The organism is Bordetella genomosp. 2, from assembly GCF_002261345.1.
Classification (GTDB): Bacteria; Pseudomonadota; Gammaproteobacteria; order Burkholderiales; family Burkholderiaceae_B; genus Bordetella_A.
Genome location: NZ_NEVT01000007.1, coordinates 119,016 through 142,614 on the forward strand (window position 1 = coordinate 119,016; position 23,599 = coordinate 142,614).

At 67.5% G+C, this 23,599-nt stretch carries 22 protein-coding genes, 3 tRNA genes and 1 pseudogene; 17 read left to right on the forward strand and 9 right to left on the reverse strand.

Translation table 11 applies throughout. The features are described 5' to 3' along the window. Positions 1-29: 29 nt before the first annotated feature. The 9 genes from miaB (at position 30) to CAL24_RS17335 (ending at position 7,215) form a co-directional block, all read left to right on the forward strand. Entirely contained in the window at positions 30-1,448 is a 1,419-nt protein-coding gene (gene miaB, locus CAL24_RS17295; RefSeq protein WP_028353080.1) for a tRNA (N6-isopentenyl adenosine(37)-C2)-methylthiotransferase MiaB, read from the forward strand. Continuing rightward, positions 1,445-2,479 carry a PhoH family protein gene (locus CAL24_RS17300; protein ID WP_094807370.1) on the forward strand — a complete coding sequence of 345 codons (1,035 nt, stop codon included), beginning with the start codon at positions 1,445-1,447 and terminating at the stop codon, positions 2,477-2,479. The genes miaB and CAL24_RS17300 overlap by 4 nt, the downstream gene beginning before the upstream one ends. Continuing rightward, on the forward strand, positions 2,469-2,936 hold the full coding sequence (gene ybeY, locus CAL24_RS17305) for an rRNA maturation RNase YbeY (protein ID WP_094807371.1): 468 nt from the start codon (positions 2,469-2,471) through the stop codon (positions 2,934-2,936). Before CAL24_RS17300 ends, ybeY begins: the two co-directional genes overlap by 11 nt. 81 nt (positions 2,937-3,017) lie before the next feature. Further along, a complete protein-coding gene (locus CAL24_RS17310) occupies positions 3,018-3,917 on the forward strand; it encodes an HlyC/CorC family transporter (RefSeq protein ID WP_094807372.1) in 900 nt (299 codons plus the stop codon). Continuing rightward, positions 3,914-5,554, forward strand: coding sequence for an apolipoprotein N-acyltransferase (gene lnt / locus CAL24_RS17315; protein ID WP_094807373.1), 1,641 nt, complete (start codon positions 3,914-3,916; stop codon positions 5,552-5,554). The genes CAL24_RS17310 and lnt overlap by 4 nt, the downstream gene beginning before the upstream one ends. Positions 5,555-5,721: 167 nt before the next feature. After that, positions 5,722-5,797: transfer RNA gene (locus tag CAL24_RS17320), tRNA-Ala, on the forward strand. A 41-nt stretch (positions 5,798-5,838) separates the two neighbouring features. Next, positions 5,839-5,914, forward strand: a tRNA-Glu gene (locus CAL24_RS17325). A gap of 28 nt (positions 5,915-5,942) precedes the next feature. Then, positions 5,943-6,019, forward strand: a tRNA-Asp gene (locus tag CAL24_RS17330). A 227-nt stretch (positions 6,020-6,246) separates the two neighbouring features. Further along, positions 6,247-7,215, forward strand: coding sequence for a LysR substrate-binding domain-containing protein (locus CAL24_RS17335; protein WP_094807374.1), 969 nt, complete (start codon positions 6,247-6,249; stop codon positions 7,213-7,215). On the opposite strand, the gene CAL24_RS17340 is transcribed toward CAL24_RS17335, so the two are convergent. From CAL24_RS17340 to CAL24_RS17375, 8 genes are all read right to left on the reverse strand, one after another. Further along, complete coding sequence (locus CAL24_RS17340; protein ID WP_028353074.1) at positions 7,212-7,595, reverse strand: RidA family protein; 384 nt, start codon at positions 7,593-7,595, stop codon at positions 7,212-7,214. The two genes, CAL24_RS17335 and CAL24_RS17340, sit on opposite strands and share 4 nt — an antisense overlap. Positions 7,596-7,656: 61 nt before the next feature. Beyond that, positions 7,657-8,439 carry an ABC transporter permease gene (locus CAL24_RS17345; RefSeq protein WP_038853022.1) on the reverse strand — a complete coding sequence of 261 codons (783 nt, stop codon included), beginning with the start codon at positions 8,437-8,439 and terminating at the stop codon, positions 7,657-7,659. Positions 8,440-8,447: 8 nt separating this feature from the next. After that, positions 8,448-9,323, reverse strand: coding sequence for an ABC transporter permease (locus tag CAL24_RS17350; RefSeq protein ID WP_028353072.1), 876 nt, complete (start codon positions 9,321-9,323; stop codon positions 8,448-8,450). Next, positions 9,316-10,341 (reverse strand): ABC transporter ATP-binding protein, encoded by a 1,026-nt coding sequence (locus CAL24_RS17355; protein WP_038853020.1) that lies wholly within the window; start codon positions 10,339-10,341, stop codon positions 9,316-9,318. Before CAL24_RS17355 ends, CAL24_RS17350 begins: the two co-directional genes overlap by 8 nt. Next, the gene (locus tag CAL24_RS17360) at positions 10,338-11,417 is read right to left on the reverse strand and encodes an extracellular solute-binding protein (RefSeq protein ID WP_081760331.1); all 1,080 of its coding nucleotides are present in this window, start codon (positions 11,415-11,417) and stop codon (positions 10,338-10,340) included. The genes CAL24_RS17355 and CAL24_RS17360 overlap by 4 nt, the downstream gene beginning before the upstream one ends. 13 nt (positions 11,418-11,430) lie before the next feature. Then, entirely contained in the window at positions 11,431-12,666 is a 1,236-nt protein-coding gene (locus tag CAL24_RS17365; protein ID WP_094807375.1) for an NAD(P)/FAD-dependent oxidoreductase, read from the reverse strand. Positions 12,667-12,966: 300 nt separating this feature from the next. Continuing rightward, positions 12,967-13,848 carry a MurR/RpiR family transcriptional regulator gene (locus CAL24_RS17370; RefSeq protein ID WP_094807376.1) on the reverse strand — a complete coding sequence of 294 codons (882 nt, stop codon included), beginning with the start codon at positions 13,846-13,848 and terminating at the stop codon, positions 12,967-12,969. A gap of 28 nt (positions 13,849-13,876) precedes the next feature. Next, the gene (locus CAL24_RS17375; protein WP_094807377.1) at positions 13,877-15,208 is read right to left on the reverse strand and encodes an aspartate aminotransferase family protein; all 1,332 of its coding nucleotides are present in this window, start codon (positions 15,206-15,208) and stop codon (positions 13,877-13,879) included. Between the two features lie 145 nt (positions 15,209-15,353). Between CAL24_RS17375 and CAL24_RS17380 the strand changes: the two genes are divergently transcribed. The 3 genes and pseudogenes from CAL24_RS17380 to CAL24_RS17390 all read left to right on the forward strand — a co-directional run. Then, entirely contained in the window at positions 15,354-16,172 is an 819-nt protein-coding gene (locus CAL24_RS17380; RefSeq protein ID WP_170947118.1) for a carbon-nitrogen hydrolase family protein, read from the forward strand. A gap of 49 nt (positions 16,173-16,221) precedes the next feature. After that, complete coding sequence (locus tag CAL24_RS17385) at positions 16,222-17,214, forward strand: Bug family tripartite tricarboxylate transporter substrate binding protein (RefSeq protein WP_094807379.1); 993 nt, start codon at positions 16,222-16,224, stop codon at positions 17,212-17,214. Between the two features lie 68 nt (positions 17,215-17,282). Beyond that, positions 17,283-18,590 (forward strand): annotated as a pseudogene (locus tag CAL24_RS17390) (M81 family metallopeptidase); the annotation flags it as partial. A gap of 188 nt (positions 18,591-18,778) precedes the next feature. On the opposite strand, the gene CAL24_RS17395 reads toward CAL24_RS17390, so the two are convergent. Further along, positions 18,779-19,672, reverse strand: coding sequence for a LysR family transcriptional regulator (locus tag CAL24_RS17395; RefSeq protein ID WP_051439279.1), 894 nt, complete (start codon positions 19,670-19,672; stop codon positions 18,779-18,781). A gap of 135 nt (positions 19,673-19,807) precedes the next feature. Here CAL24_RS17395 and CAL24_RS17400 point away from each other — a divergent pair, with 135 nt between their 5' ends. From CAL24_RS17400 to CAL24_RS17420, 5 genes are all read left to right on the forward strand, one after another. Continuing rightward, complete coding sequence (locus CAL24_RS17400; RefSeq protein ID WP_094807381.1) at positions 19,808-20,779, forward strand: Bug family tripartite tricarboxylate transporter substrate binding protein; 972 nt, start codon at positions 19,808-19,810, stop codon at positions 20,777-20,779. Position 20,780: 1 nt separating this feature from the next. Further along, entirely contained in the window at positions 20,781-21,953 is a 1,173-nt protein-coding gene (locus tag CAL24_RS17405; RefSeq protein WP_094807382.1) for a CaiB/BaiF CoA transferase family protein, read from the forward strand. A 10-nt stretch (positions 21,954-21,963) separates the two neighbouring features. Beyond that, positions 21,964-22,839 carry an HpcH/HpaI aldolase/citrate lyase family protein gene (locus tag CAL24_RS17410; RefSeq protein WP_094807383.1) on the forward strand — a complete coding sequence of 292 codons (876 nt, stop codon included), beginning with the start codon at positions 21,964-21,966 and terminating at the stop codon, positions 22,837-22,839. A 173-nt stretch (positions 22,840-23,012) separates the two neighbouring features. Continuing rightward, the gene (locus CAL24_RS17415) at positions 23,013-23,297 is read left to right on the forward strand and encodes a hypothetical protein (RefSeq protein WP_094807384.1); all 285 of its coding nucleotides are present in this window, start codon (positions 23,013-23,015) and stop codon (positions 23,295-23,297) included. Next, a complete protein-coding gene (locus CAL24_RS17420; protein WP_141218095.1) occupies positions 23,287-23,595 on the forward strand; it encodes a hypothetical protein in 309 nt (102 codons plus the stop codon). The genes CAL24_RS17415 and CAL24_RS17420 overlap by 11 nt, the downstream gene beginning before the upstream one ends. Positions 23,596-23,599 lie beyond the last annotated feature (4 nt).

A 23,599-nucleotide genomic window follows, 5' to 3' on the forward strand; every position in this document is an offset into this window, starting at 1 on the left:
CGGGATCTACACCCGTCACGGCGCACGCCATGCAAGAAACCTCCATCAAGCGCGCCGGCGCGCCCGCCGCCGCGTCCGGCCCTTCCGCCGCCTCCGCCCGCAAGCTGTACATCCGCACCTTCGGCTGCCAGATGAACGAGTACGACTCGGACAAGATGGTCGACGTATTGCGCGGCGACCAGGGCCTCGAACTGACCGACAACCCCGAAGACGCCGACGTCATCCTGTTCAACACCTGTTCGGTGCGCGAAAAGGCGCAGGAAAAGGTGTTCTCCGACCTGGGCCGGGTGCAGCACCTGAAGAAGCTCAACCCCGACCTGGTCATCGGCGTGGGCGGCTGCGTGGCCAGCCAGGAAGGCGAGGCCATCGTCAAGCGCGCGCCCTACGTCGACGTGGTGTTCGGCCCGCAGACGCTGCACCGCCTGCCCGAACTGATCGCGCGGCGCCGCGCCTCCGGCGCCTCGCAGGTGGACATCAGTTTCCCCGAGATCGAAAAATTCGACGCCCTGCCGCCGCCGCGCGTCGATGGCGCCACCGCGTTCGTGTCCATCATGGAGGGCTGCAGCAAGTATTGCAGCTTCTGCGTGGTGCCCTATACCCGCGGCGCCGAAGTCTCGCGCCCGTTCGACGACGTGCTGGTCGAAGTGGCCGACCTGGCCGACCAGGGCGTCAAGGAAGTCACCCTGCTGGGGCAGAACGTCAACGCCTACCGCGGCGCCATGGGCGACAGCGGCGAAATCGCCGATTTCGCCATGCTGCTCGAGTACGTGCACGAAATCCCCGGCATCGAGCGCATTCGCTACACCACCTCGCACCCCAAGGAAATGACCCAGCGCATGGTCGAGGCCTATGCGCGCCTGCCCAAGCTGGTGTCGTTCCTGCACCTGCCCGTGCAGGCCGGCAGCGACCGCGTGCTGGCGGCCATGAAGCGGGGCTACACGACGCTGGAATTCAAGTCGGTGGTGCGGCGCCTGCGCGCCGCGCGCCCGGGGCTGACGCTGTCGTCCGACTTCATCGTGGGCTTTCCCGGCGAAACCGAAGAAGACTTCCAGAAGACCCTCAAGCTGATCGAAGACGTGGGCTTCGACACCTCGTTCTCGTTCGTCTATTCGCGCCGCCCCGGCACGCCGGCCGCCGACCTGCCCGACGACACGCCGCAGGACGTCAAGCTGCGCCGCCTGCAGCAGTTGCAGGCCCTCATCAACCGCCAGGCCGCCGAGATCGCCCGGGCCATGGTGGGCACGCGCCAGCGCCTGCTGGTCGAAGGCCCCTCGCGACGCGATCCCAACGAACTGATGGGCCGCACCGAAAACAACCGCATCGTCAACTTCCCCGCCCCGCCGCGCCTGATCGGGCAAATGGTCGACGTGATCATCACCGAAGCCTATCCGAACTCCCTGCGCGCTCGGGTGGCGGACGTCGACGGCACCGCACAAGGCACCGCATGACGCCAACCCGTAGCCGTACCCGCCGCAGCATGCCCACCGTGATCAACCTCGAGGGCGACAACACGCACCTGGCCAACCTGTGCGGCCCGCTCGACGAAAACCTGCGGCAATTGGCCGACGGCATGGGCGTCACGCTGGCCCGACGGGGCAGCCGCGTCACGCTCGAGGGCGAGCGCGCCGAACTGGCCGGCCGCGCGCTGCGCCGCTTCCACGAACAGGCCGTGCACCGCGCGCTGTCGGTGGACGACATCCAGCTCGGCCTGGTCGAGATGGGCGTCGGGCGCGCCGACGCCCAGCAGGCCGGCGACGATGCGCGCGGCGTCGATCCGGCCGCGCTGCCGACCGGCGACGGCGAGGACGGCGACAGCATCGTGCTGCGCACCCGGCGCAGCGACCTGCGGCCGCGCACGCCGCGCCAGCGCGACTACCTGAACAACATCCTCAAGCACGACATCACCTTCGGCATCGGCCCGGCCGGCACCGGCAAGACCTGGCTGGCGGTGGCATGCGCCATCGACGCCATGGAGCGCGATTCCGTGCAGCGCCTGGTGCTGACCCGCCCGGCGGTCGAGGCGGGCGAGCGCCTGGGCTTCCTGCCCGGCGACCTGGCCCAGAAGGTCGACCCGTACCTGCGGCCGCTGTACGACGCCCTGTACGACCTGATGGGCTTCGACAAGGTGCAGCGCCTGTTCGAGAAGCAGACCATCGAGATCGCCCCGCTGGCCTACATGCGCGGCCGCACGCTCAACCATGCCTTTGTCATCCTGGACGAGGCGCAGAACACCACGCCCGAGCAGATGAAGATGTTCCTGACCCGCATCGGCTTCGGCAGCAAGGCGGTGATCACCGGCGACCCGTCCCAGGTCGACCTGCCGCGCGGCCAGCAAAGCGGGCTGGCCCATGCGGTGCGCGTGCTCGACGACGTGCAGGGCATCGCCACCACCCGCTTCACCAGCCGCGACGTGGTGCGCCACCCGCTGGTGGCGCGCATCGTCGACGCCTACGACCGCGCGGCCGAAGATGAATCCTGAGCTGTCGCTGTCGGTGCAATACAGCGTGGCCGAGCCGCGCCTGCCGCGCTGGCGGCTGCGCCGCTGGGCGCGCCGCGCGCTCGACGGCGCCGCGCGCGACGGCCTGGCGCCGTTCGCGCGGGCCGAACTCAGCCTGCGCCTGGTGGGTCAGGCCGAGGGACGCCGCCTGAACCGCGACTACCGCGCGCGCGACTACGCCACCAACGTGCTCACCTTCGAGTACGGCACCGACCCGCTGGGCACCGCGCGCGGCGATATCGTCATCTGCGTGCCGGTGCTGGCGCGCGAAGCGCGCGAACAGCGCAAGCCGCTGCTGGACCACGCCGCCCACCTGACGGTGCACGGCGTGCTGCACGCGCTGGGCTACGACCACATCAAGGCGCGCGACGCGCGCCGCATGGAAGCGCTGGAAACCGCCATCCTGGCGGCGATGCGCATTGCCGACCCCTACGCCTGAGACGGCCGGTCGCCGCGCCGTAACAATTGGCAGCCGATATTCGGTTATGCTGACCTTTCCCTAACTTGTCCGCTTTGGACGATGTCCGACCCTTACCCTGCCAACGACGCGCAACCCGCGCGACCCGCAAAAACCTCGACCAAATCCCTGCTAGACCGCCTGCTTGCCCTGGTGCGCCGCGAACCTGAAGACCGCGAAGGCATCAAGGCCGTGCTCGATGCCGCCCACGACCGCGACCTGCTCGACGTGGAATCCTACGGCATGATCAAGGGCGCGCTGGCCATGTCCGACCGCACCGTGGCCGACATCATGGTGCCGCGCTCGCGCATGGACCTGCTCGACGTGGCCCAGCCCCTGTCCCAGCAACTGGCCTTCATCATCGAAGCGGCGCATTCGCGCTTCCCGGTCTACGAAGACGACCGCGACAACATCATCGGCATCCTGCTCGCCAAGGACCTGCTGCGCTGCATGCTCGAACCCGGCATCGAACTGCGCTCGCTGATCCGGCCGGCGGTATTCATCCCCGAAGCCAAGCGCCTGAACGTGCTGCTGCGCGACTTCCGCGCCAGCCACAACCATCTGGCCATCGTCATCGACGAGCACGGCGGCATCTCCGGGCTGGTCACCATGGAAGACGTGCTGGAGCAGATCGTCGGCGACATCGAAGACGAATTCGACGATGACGACGAAGAGAGCATCTTCCCCGAAGGCGAGAACCAATGGCGCCTGATGGCCACCACTGAAATCAGCCATTTCAACGAGACGTTCGCCACCGACCTGCCCGACGACGAATACGACAGCGTCGGGGGCTGGCTCGGCGGCCAGCTGGGGCGCATCCCCCGGCGCGGCGACAGCGCGCGCCATGGCGACCTGCAGATCGAGGTGCTGCGCGCCGATGCGCGCCGCGCGCTGTGGCTGCGCGCCAAGCGCCTGCCGGCCTCGGCCCTGCCCCCGTCGGACCCGGCCACGCCCGGCCCATGAGCGCGCGTCCGAGCCGCGCCCCGCGCTGGGCCGCCATCGGCCTGCTGGCGGCGGGCGCCATTCATGCCCTGACCTTCGCGCCCGGGCCGCTGCCCGCCTGGGCGCTGGCCCTGGTGCAGGTGCTGGCGCTGGCCTGCGCCGCCCACGCCACCCTGCACGCTCCCGGCATCGGCCGGGCGCTGCTGCGCGGCTGGTGGTTCAGCTTCGCCAGCTACTCGCTGGGCCTGTACTGGATTTTCATCAGCCTGCACCGCTACGGCGGCCTGGCCGCGCCGCTCGCGGTGGCCGGGGTGCTGGCCTTGTCCGCCTTCCTGGCGCTGTTCCCGGCCGCGGCCTGCGCGCTGGCGCGCTGGCTCTGCCCGCCGCCGGCCATGGACGAGCCGGATCCGGCCCCGGCCCGCCGCATGGTGGTGGCGGCGCTTGCCTGGGCGGCCGCCTGGGCGCTGCTGGAGTGGCTGCGCGCCACGGTGCTGACCGGTTTTCCCTGGCTGAACATCGGCTACGCCCATGCCGACAGCCCGCTGGCCGGCTGGGCGCCCGTGCTGGGCGTGCATGGCATGGCGCTGCTGGCGGCCTTCGCCGCGGCCGCCCTGGCCGGACTGTGGCAGGCCGCGCGCGGCGCCGGCGCCCGCACCGACGCCCGGCGCGGGCTGGCATTGGCCGTGGCGCTGGTGCTGGTGGCCGCCGGCTGGCCGCTGCGCGGCATCGGCTGGTCGCGCCCGGCCGGCGAGCCGCTGCAGGTGCGGCTGGTGCAGGGCAATGTCGAACAGTCGCAGAAATTCGACCCGGCGCTGCTGGAACTGGGCGTGCGCCGCCACCTGGAACTGGCCTCGCTGCCCGCGCCGCCGGCCGACCTGATCATCCTGCCCGAGACCGTGCTGCCGGTCTTCCAGGACCAGCTCGATCCGCGCGTCTGGGAAGCCTGGCGCGAGGTCGCCGCGCGCACCCAGTCCACCATCGCCATGGGCGTGCCGCTGCGCGAACGCGCCCCGGATGGGCAGACCCGCTACACCAACAGCGTCATCGGCTTCGACGCCGCCACGCCGCTGGCGCAATTGCGCAGCGGCGCCACCCCGCTGCGCTATGACAAGCACCACCTGGTGCCGTGGGGCGAATACGTGCCGCCCGGCTTCCGCTGGTTCGTCGACATGCTGAACATCCCGCTGGGCGACTTTGATGCCGGCGCAACCCGCCAGCCGCCGTTCCAGGTGGCCGGCCAGTACGTGGCCTTCAATATCTGCTACGAAGACCTGTTCGGCATCGAGCTGCTGCCGGCGCTGCACCCCGGCCCCGGCGGCGAGCCGGGCGCGACCATCCTGGCCAACGTCAGCAACCTGGGCTGGTTCGGCAATACCTGGGCGCTGCGCCAGCATTTGCAGATTGCCCGGCTGCGCACCCTGGAAACGGCGCGCCCCATGCTGGCCGCCACCAACACCGGCATCACCGCCGCCATCGACGCGCGCGGCCGCGTCGCCGCGCAATTGCCGGCGCACCAAGCCGGCATCCTGCCGGTCTCGGTACAGGGCATGACCGGCCTGACGCCCTACGCGCGCTTTGGCGACACCCCGGTGCTGGCGCTGGTCGCCATGGCGCTGGTCGCCGCCGCCGCCCTGGGCCGCCGCAAGCCCGGCCGTTGAAGCGCAGGCTGGCCGGGAGTACATTTTTTTGGATTTTGCTGATTTTTCTTCGCCCAACTTGCACACCAAAAAAAACTCGTGCATAATCTCGTTTCTTCGCCAACGGCACTAAATAAAACCTGCAGCGACAGCGTAAAAACTGAAGTTTGCAGGCGGTTTTAGGAAACGGGGGTATAGCTCAGCTGGGAGAGCGCTTGCATGGCATGCAAGAGGTCAGCGGTTCGATCCCGCTTACCTCCACCAGTCGAAAGCGAAGTGGTAGTAAAGCAGTACAGTAAGTCCAAGTCCCCTTCGTCTAGAGGCCTAGGACATCACCCTTTCACGGTGAGTACAGGGGTTCGAATCCCCTAGGGGACGCCAGTCTACCTGGCATGTAGTACACCGCTGCGGAGCGGTAGTTCAGTTGGTTAGAATACCGGCCTGTCACGCCGGGGGTCGCGGGTTCGAGCCCCGTCCGCTCCGCCACCAATTCAAAGGGCCAGCGCGCTTCACGCCGCTGGCCCTTTCCCTTTTCCGGAAGCGGCATCTTCATGATACGGCCGCCACGCGCGGGGCCGCTCGGATGACGCGACAGCGGGAGGCAACCCCAATTGCGCCGCTCGCGGGGTGCTGCCTAGAATGCCATGCCCCCGCGGTAACCCACCAAAGCGACAACCATCCGCACGGGGTCTGTCATCCCAGGGGAGAATCGCTTGAGTCGAGGCCTGAGCTTCCGGCATGTGGAGGTCATCCGCGCAGTTGTGCTCACCGGCACGGCCACCGGCGCCGCGGCGCAACTGCACGTTACGCAGCCCGCCGTCAGCAATGTGCTGAAAGACGCCGAGGAACGCCTGGGTTTCGTCCTGTTCGAACGGGCCGGCGGGCGCCTCATCCCTACGGAAAAAGCAAAGCTGCTGGTCGCCGAAATCGAACGCGCGTTCACCGGCCTGGACACCATCAATGAAGTGGCGGCGCTGCTCGGCCACAACGAAAACCGGCGGCTGCACATCGTTACCACCCCCTCTTTTGGAGCCGCGGTATTGCCGCGCGTCATCCAGCAGTTCCGCGCACGGTATCCCAACGTGCGCATGTCGCTGTCTTCGCGGGCATCGAACTTGGTGCAATCCATGGTCGTATCGCAGAAGGCGGATATCGGTTTCGGGTTGGAAGTTCCCGCCATCCCGGGAGTCCGGCAAGAAGGCATCCTGCGCACGCCCCTGCACTGCATCGTGGCGCACGACCATCCGTTGGCCGGCCGCGACCGGGTCGATGCGCTCGACCTGCACCGCTATGACATGGTCAGTTTCTCGCACTTGAGTGAAGGCACGGAAGACCAGATATCGTGTCTGTTCGACCGGGCCCCCTCGCCGCCCGAATCGATTGTCGACTGCGCGACATCCATCACAGTCTGCGCCCTGGTCGAAAGCGGCGTCGGCTTTGCGCTGTCGCATTCCCTGGTGCTGCACCTGTTCCGGCATGCCGCACTGCGCGCGCTGGCCTTCTCGCCCGAGACCCATCTTGGCATTTGCGCCTACCGGGCCGATTGCAGCCAGTATCCGGCCGCGGAACTTGACTACCTGGTCGAGCTGGCGCGCGAGGAATCACGCGCCATCGATGTGGATTTTCACCGGCGCATGCAAGCCGCAAATGACCGGCCCGAGCCAGGCCGCGCCAGCCGTTAGCCGAGCATCGCGTGCGCCACCATTTCAATGCGCATGCCCGGGGCCAGTAGTTCTTTCACCACCACCGTGGCGCGATTGGGATAAGGCGGGGTGAAAAATTCGGCGTAGACGCGGTTCATGACGGGCGCGTCGGCGCCGTCGACCAGGTAGATCAGCACCTGCGCCACATTCGCCATCGAACCGCCTGCCGCTTCCACGGTCTGCTTCAAGTTGGACAACGCCTGGCGGGCCTGCGCTTCGATATCGCCCGCCACGATTTCCCCCGTGGCGGGATTCTTGGGCACCTGCGCCGTATAGAGGATGCGGCTGCCGGCAGCCACGACCGCGCCCGAGATCGGGCCCTTGGATTTAGCGATACCGGTATCGACGACTTCGATCATGAGAACTCCAGGTACAGTGGGGGAGAAAAAGGCGCCCTGCGCACGGGGCGGCACGCCGCGGTCAGAGCCGGCGCGCGCGCATTCGTCGCAGGCTGGCGTCCAAGGCCAGGAACAGGACCGTTGCCATGATGAGTAGCGCGCTGACAGCGGCGATGATGGGTTCGGCGTCCATCAACAGGCTGTTCCAGATGCGCACTTGCAGGGTCTCGGCGGACAAGCCCGCCAGGAACATGGCTATGATCAGCTCGTCGAACGAGGTGAGAAAGCTGAACAGCACGGCCGACACCACGCCCGGCAACGCCAGGGGAATCACCACGCGACGGAATGTGGTCCAGCGGCTCGCGCCCATGCTGTAGGCGGCGCGCTCGACGTTTTCATCCACGCTCTGCAGCGCCGACACCAGGATCAGCACTACGATGGGCAGGCCGATGACGGCATGGGCGACGCTGATCCATGGACGCACCCCGATCAACCCCAGCTTGCTCGACAGGAAGTACAGTGCGATGGCACTGATGACGTGGGGAATGATGAGCGGCAACAAGATGAACGACAGCGCCAGCTTCTTCGCCTTGAACTTGCCGCGCACCAGCGCATAGGCCGCCAGGAAGCCCACGCTGGTGGCGATCAGGCACGCGCCCAGCCCGATGACCAGGCTGTTGTACAGGGCATCGCGCCAGCGGCTGTCGCCGAAGAAGTTCTCGTACCAGCGCAGCGAGAACGAACGCGGGGGGAACTGCAGCAGCGCGTCGCCGCTGAACGACAGCACCATCACGATGAAGATGGGGGAAATCAGGACGACGCACAACAGTGCGGTAAACGAATTGACCCAGGGGAGTGCTTTCATGCGGCGCCTCAGTGCTTGCCCATCATGCGGTCGATCTGGGTGTAGCGGCAATAGATCACATACAACAGCATGGTGATCACCAGCAGCACCAGCGAAAGCACGGCCGCCAGGCCCCAGTTCAGGTTCGTCTCGATCTCGCGCTGGATCAGCATGGCGATCATCATGTCCTGCGCGCCGCCCATCAACGCGGGGGTAATGAAGAATCCGATAGCCAGGATGTAGACGATCAGGCAGCCCGAGATGACGCCCGGCATGCTGAGCGGCAGGAATACGCGCCAGAACGTGAACAGCCCGGACGCGCCCATGCCGCTGGCAGCGCGCAACAAGTTGGTGTCGATGCTTTTCATGGCCGCATACAGGGTCAGCACCAGGTAGGGAAGCAGGACGTAGACCATGCCGATCAGTACGCCGGTGCGGTTGTACATGAGGCCGACGGGCGCGTCCGCCAGGCCCGTGCTCATCAATAGCTGGTTGACGAGGCCGTTGCGCCCGAGGATGACCATCCAGGAATAGGTGCGCACCACTACCGAGGTGAAGTACGGCACGATCACGCAGATAAAGATGAGCGCCGCCGCGCCGCGCGAGACATGGCACAGGCTGTAGGCAATGGGATAGGCGCACAGCAGCGCCAGCAGCGTGACCGCCGCCGATATCCAGACTGTGTTCCAGATGACCTGCAGCATGACGGGCGACAGCACCAGGGCGCTCACCTGCTGGAGAAAGCCCTCCTCGACATCGGCGAAGGTCTGGAAAAAGAACCAGAGCATGGGACCGATATGCACGAGCAGCAACATCAGCAGCAGCGGCATGAGCATGCCGCTGGCTCCGTCCAGGCGCGGACGCGCGGCGGGCCTGGGGCGGGCGAGCAACAGGGCGTCAGCCATTTGCCAATATCCTCGTATCGGCGGGGCGCCATTGCGCCGCGACCTCCGCCCCCATGTCGAACGGCGGGGCATCGCCCGAGTTGGGCGCGTCCACGGTCAGGCGATGGCCGGACCGGGTCTCGACGCTGTAGCGCACGATATGCCCCAGGAACGAGGCGCGCGTCACCAGGCCCGGTACACTGATCATGCCAGCGCTGGCCGGGCCGCGGGCCGCTTGCAGGCGGACTCGCTCGGGCCGCACGAACACTGCGGTGTCGCGGTGATGCTCGTACCCTGGAACCGCCTGCGCCGGCAACAGGTTTGCCTCGCCCAGGAACTTGGCCACGAAGCAACTATTGGGGTCTTCATAGACCTGGCGCGCGCTGCCCATCTGGGCGATGCGCCCCCGGTCCATGATCGCGATGCAGTCGGACATGTTCATCGCCTCCTCCTGGTCGTGCGTCACGTAGACAACGGTCATGCCCAGGCGCTGCTGGATTTCCTTGATCTCGACTTGCATGCGGTAGCGCAGGTTCTTGTCGAGCGCGCCAAGCGGCTCGTCCATGAGCACTACGCCGGGTTCGAAGGCGATGGCCCGCGCCAGGGCCACCCGCTGCTGCTGGCCGCCCGACAATTGCCGGGGCCGGCGCGACGCCAAGGCCGACAGTTGCACCACGTCCAGCGCCCAACGGACCTTGTCGCGGATCTCGGCGGGCTTGCACCGGCGGACCTGCAGCGGGAACGCCACGTTCTGTTCCACGCTGAGGTGCGGAAACAAGGCGTAGTTCTGGAACACCATGCCCAGGCCTCGCTGCTGCGGAGTCTGTCCGGTGATATCCCGCCCGTCCAGCAGCAGCCGCCCGTCGTCGGGAGCGGCGAAGCCCGCGATCATCATGAGCGTGGTGGTCTTGCCGGAGCCGCTCGGACCGAGCAGCGAAAAGAAGCTGCCGGCCGGAATGGCGGCCGATATCCGATCCACCACGGCCTGCCCGGCGTATCTCTTGGTCAGTCCCTCCAGGACGATGCCGGCGCCTTTCATCGGCTCAACACCCATTTGGACCAGGCCGCGCTGACCTTGCCGCGGTTGTCTTCCCACCATTGGGCATCGAGGATGAAGCCGTTCCTGGCGGTGCGCTCGCCGCCCGGGATCTGGGCCCGGCGTTCGGCGCTGAGGTTCTTGTAAGCCGTCTTGGTGACCGGCCCGCCCTTGTAGCGCTCGAAATAGCGCTGCTGGACATCCTTGCTGAGGCAATAGTCCACCAGTTTCTTGGCGCCTTCCACATTCGGGCCATCCTTGAGGATCGAATAGGCCTGCACGTGTACGCAATGCTGGTTCCAGCTGGCCGCCACCGGCGCGCCGGCCTCGGCCGCAGCAATCAGGCGCGGACTCCAGATCGACCCCAGCACGGCCTGCTTGCTGCTCAACATCTGGGCGGACAACGAGCCGGTATCCCAGAACTTCGGAATGGCGGGCCGCACGCGCGACAGCGAGTCAAAGGCGCGTTCGATATCGAGGGGATAGAGCTTGTCCAATGCCACGCCGTCCGCCAACAACGCAAACTCGAGGTCGGGCGTTCCTACGCTCATGTCGGCCAGCATGCGTGGGCCGGGGAAGGCCTGGGCGTCCCAGAACTCGGCCCAGCTCTGCGGCTCCTTGCCGGCGGCGTAGGCTTCGGTGTTGTAGCCCATGACGACGCCATAGATAAAATTCCCGACTATGTACTCGTACTTGTAGTTTTCGTCGATGTCATCGGGATCGGTGTACTTGAATTCGCGGTATGGAATGGGCAGCAACGCGCCGGCGCGCTGGAAGGCCATGAGTTGTGGCACAGTGATGTCCACGATGTCGAGCTCCATGTTGCCCGACTTCAGCATGGTCATCAGTTTGGCGCCGGTGGTGGCCACGGGCACCACCTCGATGCCAGTCTCCTTGCGGAACGGCTCATATATCGTTTCACGGCGGATGTCGTCGTAAACGCCGCCGGGCGAGCGGATGATCACGCGCCCGGCCGCGTCGGCGCGGGGAATCCAGATATGCGGCATGACCATTGACGCGCCAGCCAGTTGCAACACGCGGCGACGGGAGACGACCTGCTTGTCGGGAATAGATGTCATGGCGGACCTCGGTTCAGGAGAAGCGTTCCAGGCGATAGGGGGCTGGGTCGATGAACGGCTGGACGCCGGCGACCAATTCGGCGACCAGGCGGCCGCTAACGGCGCCCGCGGTGACGCCGGTATGGCCGTGGCCGCAAGCGATGTACACCCCCGGATGGCGGGCGGAGGCGCCCAGCACCGGCAAAGTGTCGGGCGTGGAAGGGCGGTATCCCATCCACATCTTGTACTCGCCGACCTCCAGGCGCGGCAGCAGCCGCCTGGCATTCTTGATCAGCGCTTCGGCGCGGCGCGGCTCGGGCGGATTGTGCAGGCCAGCGATCTCGACCGTGCCGGCAATGCGCAGGCCCGTCTCCATGGCGCATGCTCCGAAGCCGCGCCCCTTGTGCAGCACGGGATACGGCACCTGGATGTTGGCCGACGCAATTTGTACGTGATAGCCGCGCTCGGTTTCCAGCGGAAAGCCCAGGCCCAGGGGCCCCAGCAATTCCAGCGACCAGGCCCCCGCGGCTACCACGAGCTTGTCGAAGCAATGGTCGCCGCGGTTGGTCAGCAGGCGGTAGCGGCTGCCCTCGGGCACGATGCGCGCCGCCTTCTCGTGCACGATACTCCCGCCCGCTTCGGCAAATATGCCGGCGATGGTTTCCGTCAGGCGCAGAGGATTGATGGTATTGCCGTTTTGCGGCAGGTACAGGGCGCGGCTGATATCGTGCGTCAATTCAGGCACCATCTCGCGCAGCCGCGCCGGCGACAGGATCTCGGCGGGAATACCCAGCTCCTCGCGTATGGCCGCGCCGATCCGCTCTGACGCGGATGGCGTGGGACTGTCCCATACATGGATCTGCCCGATTGTCTGAATAAGGCTGCTGAAGTGGGCCGCCCCAAGCAACCGGCGGTACTCGTCCAGCGCATGGCGGTGCAATTGCCACAGTCCCTGGGACGAACGTTTCACCTGCCCGGCGGCGCCCGCGCGCACCCAGCGCAGCAGCCAGGGCAGCGCCGCGGGCAGGTAGCGGGGATTTATGAACAACGGTCCCTCCGGGTCGCGCAGCCACCGCGGCACATTGCGCAGCATGCCAGGCATGGCCATCGGCATGGCCGCCGCGACGCTGACCATGCCGGCATTGCCATAGCTGGTGCAGTTGCCCGGTGGAAGCGCGTCGAAGACGGTCGTTGCCAGCCCCATGCGCTGCAAATTGGCCGCCGTGCTCAAGCCAATAATGCCCGCCCCCACTACTGCGACAGACGTCATCTTTCTTTCCCCTTGTCCACGCTGGGCGCCTGCACGCGCCCCGCGGAGATGTCCATCAATTGTCGGAATGAGATGTTCGCGGACGATGGTACCGGCGCGGCGCGCGGGTGCCTAATCAGTTTTTCTGATGCGCGATAGCGAGAGGTAATAGGCGCTTGCGCGCGGCATGGCGAAGGTCCGCGCGCACGGCGCGCATGCGCCACTGCACATAGCTGCTCGTGACGCTACGGACCATGGGCCCATCCGAGACCCACCTCCAGCCAATCGTTCTCGCGCAAATCCGGCGCCGCGCCGGTCGCGTTATGACCTGGGGCGATCCTTCAGGTACACCGCGAACTCGCGCAACTGCCCTTCGCTTTTCTCGATTTCTTCCAGGCTGGCATTGCCGCCGCTGGCCACTAGCAAAGCCACCAGGGTCTGGGCAATCGACAAGGCCGGCACCACGGACGGAAACAGCGAGGGCGTGGCGTTGCCGGCCACGATCAGCGCGGCGGCCTGCGCGGCGATGGGCGACACGGCGCTGTCGGTAACGCTGACGATGCGCAGGCCGCGCGCGCGGGCAAAGCTCACCGCCGACACCGCATCGCGCGCATAGGGTTCATAGCTGAACACCAGCAGGGCGTCGTCCGGCCCGGCGCGGCGCAGGTCGTCGGCGAAGGTGCCGGCGATGCCCGACAACAGCGTGGTGTTGTGCTGGAACATGCCGCAGGCGTAATGGAAATAGAACGCCGCCGGGAACAGGCTGCGCAGGCCCGCCACGTAGATGTGGCGCGCGGCGGCCAAGACATCGGTGGCGGCGCGAATGGCATCGAGCGTTGCGGGCTGCAGCATGGACATCAGGTTGCCGCTGTCGGCCTGCACCAGTTCGCGCACCAGGCTTTCGGTCTTGTCGCGCGCGCCGCGCCGCTGCAACGCGGTGGCGCGTTGCGCGAACGACCCGGCGTCTTGCGCCAGCCAATCGCGGTAGACGGCGCGCATGGCCTCGTAGCCGTCGAACCCCAGCTGGCGCGCCAGGCGGTGCATGGCGCTGGACTGCAGCCCGGCCTCGGCGGCGACGGCGCGCATGGAATGCAGCGCGATGGCCTTGGGATTGTCGATGGCGTAGCGCGCGGCGCGCTGCAAAGTGGGGGGCAGGCTCGGGTACTGCTCCTCGATGAGTTTGTCGACCGCGCGCTTGTCCATCGGGGTTCCTGTGTTGCCGGTGAGGCAGCTATTTTACGGTGGCGATCGCGGCGTCCACGGCCTCGCCCAGCGCCTCGACCGCCGCATCCAGTTCGGCGCGCGTCGTCAGGTACGGCGGCGCCAACAGCACGTGGTCGCCGCGTTCGCCGTCGATCGTGCCGCCGCCGGGGTAGCACAGCAGGCCGCGCGCCAGGGCCTGCTGCTTGATGCGCGCATGCAACTGCAAGGCCGGGTCGAAGGCGGTATCGGCATCGCGCCGCGCCACCAGCTCGATCGCCTGGAACAGGCCGCGCCCCCGGATATCGCCGACATGCGGATGCTCGGCGAAGCGCGCGCGCAGTTGCGCCTGCAGATACTCGCCCAATTGCGCCGACTGCCGGACCAGCCCATCGCGCGCCACGATCTGCTGCACCGCCAGCGCCCCCGCGCAGGCCACGGGGTGTCCCACATAGGTGTGGCCGTGCTGGAAGGCGCCCGAGCCGCCGACGATGGCCTCAACGACCTTGTCATGCGCCATCACCGCGGCGATCGGCTGATAGCCGCCGCCCAGGCCCTTGGCCAGGCATAGCAGATCGGGCACCACGGCTTCGCGCTCGAACGCATGGTACGAGCCGGTACGCCCCAGGCCCGACATGACTTCGTCGAGGATCAGCAGCACGCCATGGCGATCGCACACGGCGCGGATCTTGCGGAAGTAGCCCGGCACGGCGCAGACCGCGCCCGCCGTCGCGCCCACCACGGTTTCGGCAATAAAGGCGCTGACCGTGTCCGGCCCCAGCGCCAGGATGGTCTGCTCCAGCTCGTCGGCCAGCCGGGTGCCATAGGCATCGTCCGATTCGCCCGGCAAGCGGTAATGGCGGGCGAAGCACGGCGATACATGGTGACTGTCCGGCAGCAGCGGCTGGTACAAGGCCTTGCGGCCGCGATGCCCGCCAATGGCCAGCGCGCCCAGCGTATTGCCGTGGTAGCTCTGCAGGCGCGCGATATGGTGGCGGCGCCCCGGCGCGCCGCGCTCCACATGGAATTGGCGCGCCATTTTCAAGGCGGTTTCCACCGCTTCGGAACCGCTGGACAAGAAGTACACGTGCGCCAGCCCGGCCGGCGAGCGCTGCGCCAGTACGTCGGCCAGGCGCTCGGCCGGCTCGGACGTGAAGAAGCTGGTGTGCGCGTATTCCAGCTGGCGGATCTGCGCGATGACGGCTTCGGTCACCTCGGGATGGGCATGCCCCAGGCACGACACCGCCGCGCCGCCGGAACCGTCGTAATAGCGCCGCCCGGCGCCGTCGAACAGGAAACTGCCCTCGCCGCGCACGGCCAGCGCCGGCGGTTTACGAGGGGTGCGATGAAAAATGTGGGTCATGGGAGCAGGAACGGGGACCGGTTGACTCGGCCGCCCGAAAAGTGGATCATATGATTCATACTATCAGAAAATAGATCATATGTTCACTTCCCTGCCTTCCCCCCCAGGACCAGGCAGGCGACCGATCCCGCACAGGAGCATGGCCATGAGAATCGCGTGTGTGCAGATGCGCAGCACTGAAGACCTGCAGGGCAACCTGGCCCAGGCCGCCGCCTATATCGAGCAGGCGGCCGGCCAGGGCGCCGAGCTGGTCGTGCTGCCGGAATTCTTCAACACCATCTTCTTTGCCCAGTACCAGGACAGCAAGTACCACGCGCTGGCCGAAACCGATGCCGGGCCCAGTATCAGCGCCATGCGCGAGGCCGCCCAGCGCCACGGCATCGCCGTGGTCGCCACCATTTACGAGAAAGTGGAAGCCGGCCTGTATTTCGATACCGCCATGCACATCGACCCGGCGGGCGAGATCGTCTTCAAATACCGCAAGGTGCATCCGGCGGCCGTGCACAGCCTGGAGAAAATCTACTTCCGCTATGGCACGCGCTTCGACACCTACAAGCTGGCCGACTGGCGCGTCGGCATCGGCATCTGCTATGACATGGGTTTTCCGGAAACCGCCCGCTGCCTGGCGGTGAACGGCGCCGAACTGCTGCTCGCGCCCTATGCCACCTCGCGCGTGAACATGTTCCAGGAGGTGCTGCGCACACGCGCCTTCGAGAACGGCTGCTTCCTGGCGGCGGCCAACAAAGTGGGCCGCGAGGGCGATTGGCACATGGGCGGCGGCAGCCTGATCGTGGCGCCGGACGGCACGGTGCTGCAAAGCGCCGACACGGCCAGCAACGCCCTGCTGGTGGCCGACATCGACCGGGCGCACGTCGAACAGGCGCGCATTGCCTACCCGTCGCGACGCGACCGGCGCCCGGACCTCTACAGCAGCCTGGCGCGCGAAGTCGATGCCGCGTTGTAGCCAGCTTTTCTTCCATTACGCACGACACCAACACAAGGGGCAGCCCACCATGCGCAAGCACACACCACCGGTCCGCCGGGCTTTCAAGAATCTTGTCCTGCCGCTGCTGGCGGCCGCGCTGGCGCTGCCGGCCGCCGCGGCCGGCGACTGGCCTTCCAAGCCGATCCAGCTGATCGTGCCGTTCGCCGCGGGCGGCACCACCGACCTGCTGGCGCGCCTGGTGGCCGACGGCCTGTCCAAGGGCCTGAAGCAGAACGTCATCGTCGAGAACAAGCCGGGCGCCGGCGCCAACATCGGCGCGGCCGAAGTGGCGCGCGCCGCGCCGGATGGCTACACGTTGCTGATGGGCACGCCCGGCCCGCTGGCCATCAACCCATACGTGTATCCCAAGATGCCGTTCGACCCGGCCAAGGACTTCGCCGCCGTGTCCTATGTGGCCGACGTGCCCAACGTCATCCTGGCCAATCCGGCCACCGGCCTGAAGAACATTCCCGACCTGCTGGCGCAGGCCCGGGCCAGGCCCGGCCAGCTCAACTGGGGTTCGCCGGGCGTGGGCAGCACCGGGCACATCCAGCTGGAACTGCTGAAGCAGTTGGCGGGCGTGGATATCGCCCACGTGCCCTATAAAGGCGCATCGCAGGCCTCGGCCGACCTGATTGCCGGCCATATCCAGCTGGCGGGCGACAACGTGCCCACTGCCCTGGAGAACATCCGGGCCGGCAAGCTGGTGGCGCTGGGCGTGGCCAGCAATGACGCACTGGAAGTCCTGCCCGGCGTGCGCCCGGTGCGCGAAGCCGTGCCCGGCTACCTGCTGCCGTCCTGGTTCGTGATCGTGGCGCCGGCCGGCACGCCGCAGCCCATCGTCGATAAAATCGCCGCGGTGATCGACGCCTACGAGAAAGAGCCCGCCACCATCGAGAAATTCCGCGCCCTGGGCGCGGTGCCGGTGGGCGGACCGGCCGAACGCCTGGCCAAGCACTTGAAAGCCGAGCAGGCGCGCTACGGCGAAGTCTTGAAGAACATCCCGGGGAATGCCCAATGAAGCGTAAACGCCTGGCGGTGGCGCGGCTCTGGTTCGAAGGCAATGCCTTCGGGCCGGTGCCGGCCGGCATGACCCAGTTCGAGCAATATGAATGGCAGTCGGGGCCCGCCGTGCTGCCGGCCATGCGCGGCACCGCCACCGAGCTGGGCGCGGTGGCCCGCTTTGCCGACACCCGCCCGGATTGGGACGTGACGGTGCTGCGCTGCGCGGCGGCCCTGCCGGCCGGCCCCATCGACGACGCCGTCATGCAACGCTATATGCGCGACGTGCAGGAAGGCCTGCGGGCCGGCATGGCGCAAGGCGGCTGGGACGCCGTCTACCTTTCGCTGCATGGCGCGGCCATCACCGCTACCTGCGAAACGCCGGAACTGGAGGTGGCGCGCATGGTCCGCCGCCTGCTCCCCGACGTGCCGCTGGGCGCCAGCTTCGACCTGCACGGCAATATGCCCCCGGCCTGGGCCGAGGTCCTCGACATCGCCTCGGTGTACCGCACCCATCCCCACGTGGATATGGACGAGACCGCCGAACGCGTGCTGCAGGGCCTGCTGCGCATGGCCGATGACGGGCTGCGTACGCGGCGGGTGCTGCTCAACGAAGGGATCGTCCTGCCCAGCATCAACATGCGCACCGCGCCCGGCGGCCCGATGCACGCATTGGAACAGGCCGCCCGCGACGCCACCGTGGGGCCGGTGCTGGATGTGTCCGTGTTCGGCGGCTTTCCCTATGCGGATACCGCCGCGACGGGGGCGGCGGTCTTCGTGGTCAGCGATGCAGCCGGCGATCCCGATGGCCAGGCGGCGCGCGCCGCGGCCGAGCAAGTCATGGCCGCCATCCGGCAACGGGCGGAAGACTTCCGCATGCGCCTGCCGTCGCCCGCCGCGGCGTTGGCCAGCGCCCTGGCCAGCGCCAAGCCGGGCCTGATCGCCGTCACCGACTCGGGCGACAATCCGCTGTCGGGCGGCGGCGGCGACACGCCCGGCCTGTTTCGCGCCGTCATGGACGCGCAGCCGCAGGTGGCCACGCTGTTCGCCAGCTTCGCCGACCCGGCCACGGTGCAGGCCGCGCGGCAGGCCGGCGTGGGCCAGCAAATCGAAGCGACGCTGGGCGGCCGCAACGGCCCGCAGTTTGGCGCCGGCGTACCGGTGCGCGCCACCGTGGAACGCCTCACCGATGGCGTATTCCTGAATAGCGGTCCGATGCAGACCGGGGTGGAGCGACGCTGCGGCCCGAGCGCGGTGCTGCGCATCCAGGGCCTGCCGTCGCTGCGCGTGATTGTCACCGAGCGCGTGGTGGCGGCCGACGACCCGGCTTTCTATGCCCTGCATGGCATCGACCCGGCAACGCTGCGGCTGCTGTGCGTAAAAGCCAAGAACCATTTCCGCGCCGCGTTCGCGCAACGCTGCGCCGAGATCATCGATTGCGACGTTCCGGGCCCGCCTGCCTGGATTTGTCGCAGTTGCCGTTCAAGAATCGTCATATCCCGGTGGGATATTGATCCGGGCCTGCCCCGCCCGTTTTGCCGACGCACGATGGCGAGGGGTAGTGGGCGCGTGCCGGCACTCCCTCAGCCGGCCGCCAGCACCGCGTCCACCACCCGGTGCACGGCGCGCACGGCCGCGTCGGCGGCGCGATTGGGATGCGTCACGAGGTTGATGGTGCGCGTGATGGGCGGATCGGCGATCGGAGTGAGCGCCAGCTCGCCGCGCCGGATCTCGTCGCCGACCGAATGCACGGACAGGATACTCTGGCCCTTGCCGGCCGACACCAGCTTCTTGATCGCATAGGTGGAGTCCACGTCGAGCAGGACTTTGGGCGCCTTGCCCAGGTGGTCGGCGAAGGTCTTTTCTATCATCAGCCGCAGCGTCTGCGGGAACGCCGGCAGGATGAGCTCCAGGTCGATGAGATCCGCCAGCGAGACGGTCGGGGCCAGGCGCCGCTTGAATGCCGGGTCGGAGACCAGGTAGAGGTCCTCGCGGCCCAGGCTGTGCACGGCCAGCGGCGTGTCGGTGGGCACGTCGTAGACCACCGCCAGGTCGATGCGGCCGGCCTGCGTCCATTCGAGCAGGGTGCCGCTCATGTGTTCGGTCAGGGCCAGCCGGATGTTCGGATAGGCCTGGGTGACCCGCTCCAGCACCGACACGCAGAACTTGGTGTTGACGGCGGTGGACATGCCCAGCGTGACATTGCCGAAGGGATTGGTGTCCGACGACTTGAGATCATCGTGGACCGAATCCACCCGCCGCAGGATTTCCAGCGCGTGTTCCTTGAGATAGTGCCCGGCGGGGGTGAGTTCGATGCCGCGCGGCAGCCGCTTGAACAGCACCTGGCCCAGTTCTTCTTCGAGCTGGCGCAGGCGCTGCGAGATGGCCGGCTGCGCCACGTGGATCTGCGCGGCGGCGCCGGAAATGCTGCCGCAGCGGATGATGGCCAGGAAATACCGTAGTTGGGTGAGCGTCATGACATTGCACCGCCGTCCGGCGTGGCGCCGCGCGCAAACATACATGAATATGTATGTAGACCATATTTTTATACTATTTTACCTATGTCAACTTTGAGTGAAGAATAGGCCCAAACCATTCCAAGGAGACACCCCATGTCGTTCAAGAAACTGGCGGCCGGCCTGGCCGCCGCCGCGAGCTTCAGCCTGGCACCCGCGGGCGCGCACGCCGCCTATCCCGACAAACCCGTCACCGTGGTGGTGCCGCAAGCCCCCGGCGGCACCAACGACATCGTCGCGCGCATCGTTGCCGAGCAGCTGGCGCAGCAGCTCGGCCAGCCCTTCGTGGTGCAGAACAAGCCGGGCGCCGGCGGCAATATCGGCACCGCCCAGGTGGCGCGCGAGGCGGCCGACGGCTATACGGTGCTGTTCACCATCAGCAGCGCCCAGGCGATCAACCCGGCCATCTACAAGGACCCCGGCTTCGATCCGGTGCAGGACTTCGCGCCGGTGGCGGCGGTCGGCTCGGTGCCCAACGTGCTGTGCGTGCATCCGTCGTTTCCAGCCGGCACGCTCAAGGAATTCATCGAGCTGGTCAAGGCCAACCCCGGCAAGTACCAATATGCCTCGGCCGGCAACGGCACGCTGAACCACCTGCTGGGCGCCATGCTCGACGAGAAAGGCGGCCTGAAACTGCAGCACATTCCATACCGCGGCGTGGCCCCGGGCATGACCGACGTGCTGGGCGGCCAGGTGCCGATCATCTTCGCCAGCCTGCCTTCGGCGATGGCCAACATCCAGTCCGGCAAGCTGCGCGCGCTGGGCGTGAGCACGCGGGAGCGCAACCCCGCCCTGCCCGACGTGCCGGCCATCGGCGAGCAGATTCCCGGCTACGGCGGCGAGCTGTGGATCGCCATGTATGTGCCGAAGGGCACGCCCAAGGCGACCGTCGACGCGCTCTACCAGGCTACCCGCAAGGCCCTGGCCAGCGACGACATCAAGCAGAAGTTCGCCGAACTGGGCGTGCAGACCCTCAACGACGATCCGGCGCAACTCGCGCGGCGCCTGGAAGAAGACCTCGCCCTGTGGGCGAACATCGTCAAGACCTCCGGCGCGCAGATCAACTGATATGAAAGCATGCGATCCCGGGCTGCAGGGCCCGCTCAAGGACGTACGGGTGGTGGACCTGTCGCGCCTGGTGGCCGGCAATATGCTGTCGCTGTTCCTGGCCGATTTCGGGGCCGACGTCATCAAGGTGGAACGGCCCGGCAAGGGCGACGACCTGCGCCATTGGCGCGAGGGCGGCCAGCCGGTCTACTGGAAGGTCTATGGCCGCAACAAGCGCTCGCTGGAGCTGGACATCAAGTCCGAGCAGGGCCTGGCCCAGCTCAAGAAGCTGATCAAGACCTCGCAGGTGCTGATCGAGAATTTCGTGCCGGGCGGACTGGAGAAGATGGGCCTGGCGCCGGAGGTACTGCATGCCCTCAATCCCGCGCTGGTGATCGCGCGCGTGTCGGGCTGGGGCCAGACCGGCCCCTACAGCGGCAAGCCGGGCTTCGGCACGCTGGTCGAGGCCATGTCCGGCTACGCCTACCTGAACGGCTTTCCCGACAAGCCGCCGGCCCTGCCGCCGCTGGCGATGGCCGACATGATCGCCGGCATCTACGGCGCGGCCGGCGTGCTGACGGCCCTGCGCTCGGCCGAGCGGACCGGCGCGGGCCAGGTGGTGGACCTGTCGCTGTTCGAGCCGATCTTCTCGCTGATCTCGTCCGAGGCCGCCAAGTTCCAGGCCACCGGCACGCCCACCCTGCGCTCGGGCAACCAGTCGGCCCACACCGCGCCGCGCAATGTGTACGTGTGCCGGGACGGCAAGCACATCGCCATGTCGGGCTCCATGCAGTCGATGGCCATGCGCATCTTCGACACCATCGGCCGGCCCGAGCTGAAGACCGACCCGCGCTTCGAGAACAACGACGCGCGCGTGCAGAACAAGGACCTGCTGGACGGCATCATCCAGGACTTCGTCGCGCAGCGCGGCCAGGAAGAGAACCTGGCGCTGTTCGAGCAGGCCGGCGTTACCGCCGGGCCGGTGTATTCGGTGGCCGACCTCATCGGCCACCCCTACGTCACCGGCCGCGAGGCCATCGTCGAGCTGGCGGACGCCGACATGGGCAGCGTGCCCATGCACAACATCATCCCGCGCCTGTCGTCCAGCCCCGGCGGCTTCCGCCGCCCGGCCCCCGCCCTGGGCGAGCACACCGCCGACATCCTGGCCGAACTCGAACGCGTCGCGCTGAACTGAAGGACTCCCCATGAGCCAAGTCTTTGCATGGCGATCGATGCTGTTCGTGCCGATCGTCAACGACCGCTTCATCCAGAGCGCGCTGAAGCAGCCCGCCGACGCCATCCAGCTGGACCTGGAAGACAGCGTGGCGCTGGACCAGAAAGCCCTGGCGCGCGAGCGCGTGGCGGAGGTCGCCGGCTTGTGCGCCGGTCACGGCAAGGACGTGATCGTGCGGGTGAACCGGCCCTGGCGGCACCTGCTGCGCGATATCGAGGCCAGCGTCGGCCCGCACGTCAAGGCGCTGACGCTGCCCAAGGTGCCCAACGCCGCCTTCGTGCAGTCGGTGGCCGAGATCGTCGACGAGCTGGAGCGCGAACGCGGCATGGCGCCGGGCGCCACGCGCCTGATCGTCATGGTCGAGGACGCCGAAGGGCTGCATCACATGCACGACATCGCGGCGGCGCATGCGCGCGTCTGCGGCATGATCGTCGGCGCCGAGGACCTGGCGGTGTCCATGCAGATGGCGGTCACCCCCGACACGCTGTATGTGCCCAACGTCATGGCGGTGGCCGCCTGCCGGCGCGCCGGCATCGCCCCCATCGGCTTCGTGGGTTCGGTGGCCGATTTCGCCGACCGCGAGGCGTTCCGGCAGACGGTCGAGCGCGGCGCGGCGCTGGGGTTCGAAGGAGCATTCTGCATTCATCCGGCCCAGGTGCCCATCGCCAACGCCGCCTTCGCCCCCAGCGCGGCCGCCGTGGCGCGGGCGCGCGCGCTGATCGCCGCTTTCAAGGAAGAAGAAGCCAGGGGCCGCTCGGCCTGCACGTTCGAAGGCCGGATGGTGGACGCGCCGGTAGTCAAGCAGGCGCAGCGGGTAGTGGCGAAGGGCGAGGCGTTCGGGATTTGAGCGGGACGGCCGGACCGCGCGTCGGCCGCCCGCGCCAGCGGGCTGGGCCGTCACGGCGGCAAATCAGGCTCGACAATGACGCGGCGCAACTGCCGCCCCCGGCAGCCGGGTTTACAGTCTGCCCGGCATTAATTAACATTAATAATTATTCTCATAATTAATCACAATACTGTATGGCATCCCCGCTGTTCAGCCTGCTGTTGCTGGCGCTCGCCAGCATCCTGGCCAACCTGTCGACGCAACGAGCCTCGCCGCGCGTCCCCGCCGCGCTGGGCTGGCCGCTGGTCCTGGCGCTGGCCGCCGGCGCGACGGTCTTGCTGGCCGGCAATCTGAGCCTGGCGGTAGCCATATCGGTCACGCTGCTGTACTTGATGACGGGCATTCCGCTGGTGTCCGCCCTGCTCGGCTATCGCAACCGCTCGCGCGCCCGCCCGCGTCTAGCACGCCATGAAAGCTGATCCGCCCCGGCGCCGGCGCGCCCGGGCCGAGCCGGTTGCCGAGCCGATGCTGCTGCACCACGGCCTGGTGGGCGCCGTGCTGGGCCTGCCGCTGGCCTTGCTGCTGAGCGGCTGCCTGAATCTCATGCTCGGCCTCGGCCAGGATCCGGCGCAGTACCAGCTCGTCATGTGGAGCGTCCCGCCGGTGTGGGTGGCGGTGATCTCGCTGTCGTTCCTGGCGCCCGACCGCAAGTCGTGCTGGCTATGGCTGTTGCTGGCCAACGCGGCCGCGGCCCTGGTGCTGTACGCAACCAGGTAGGAAG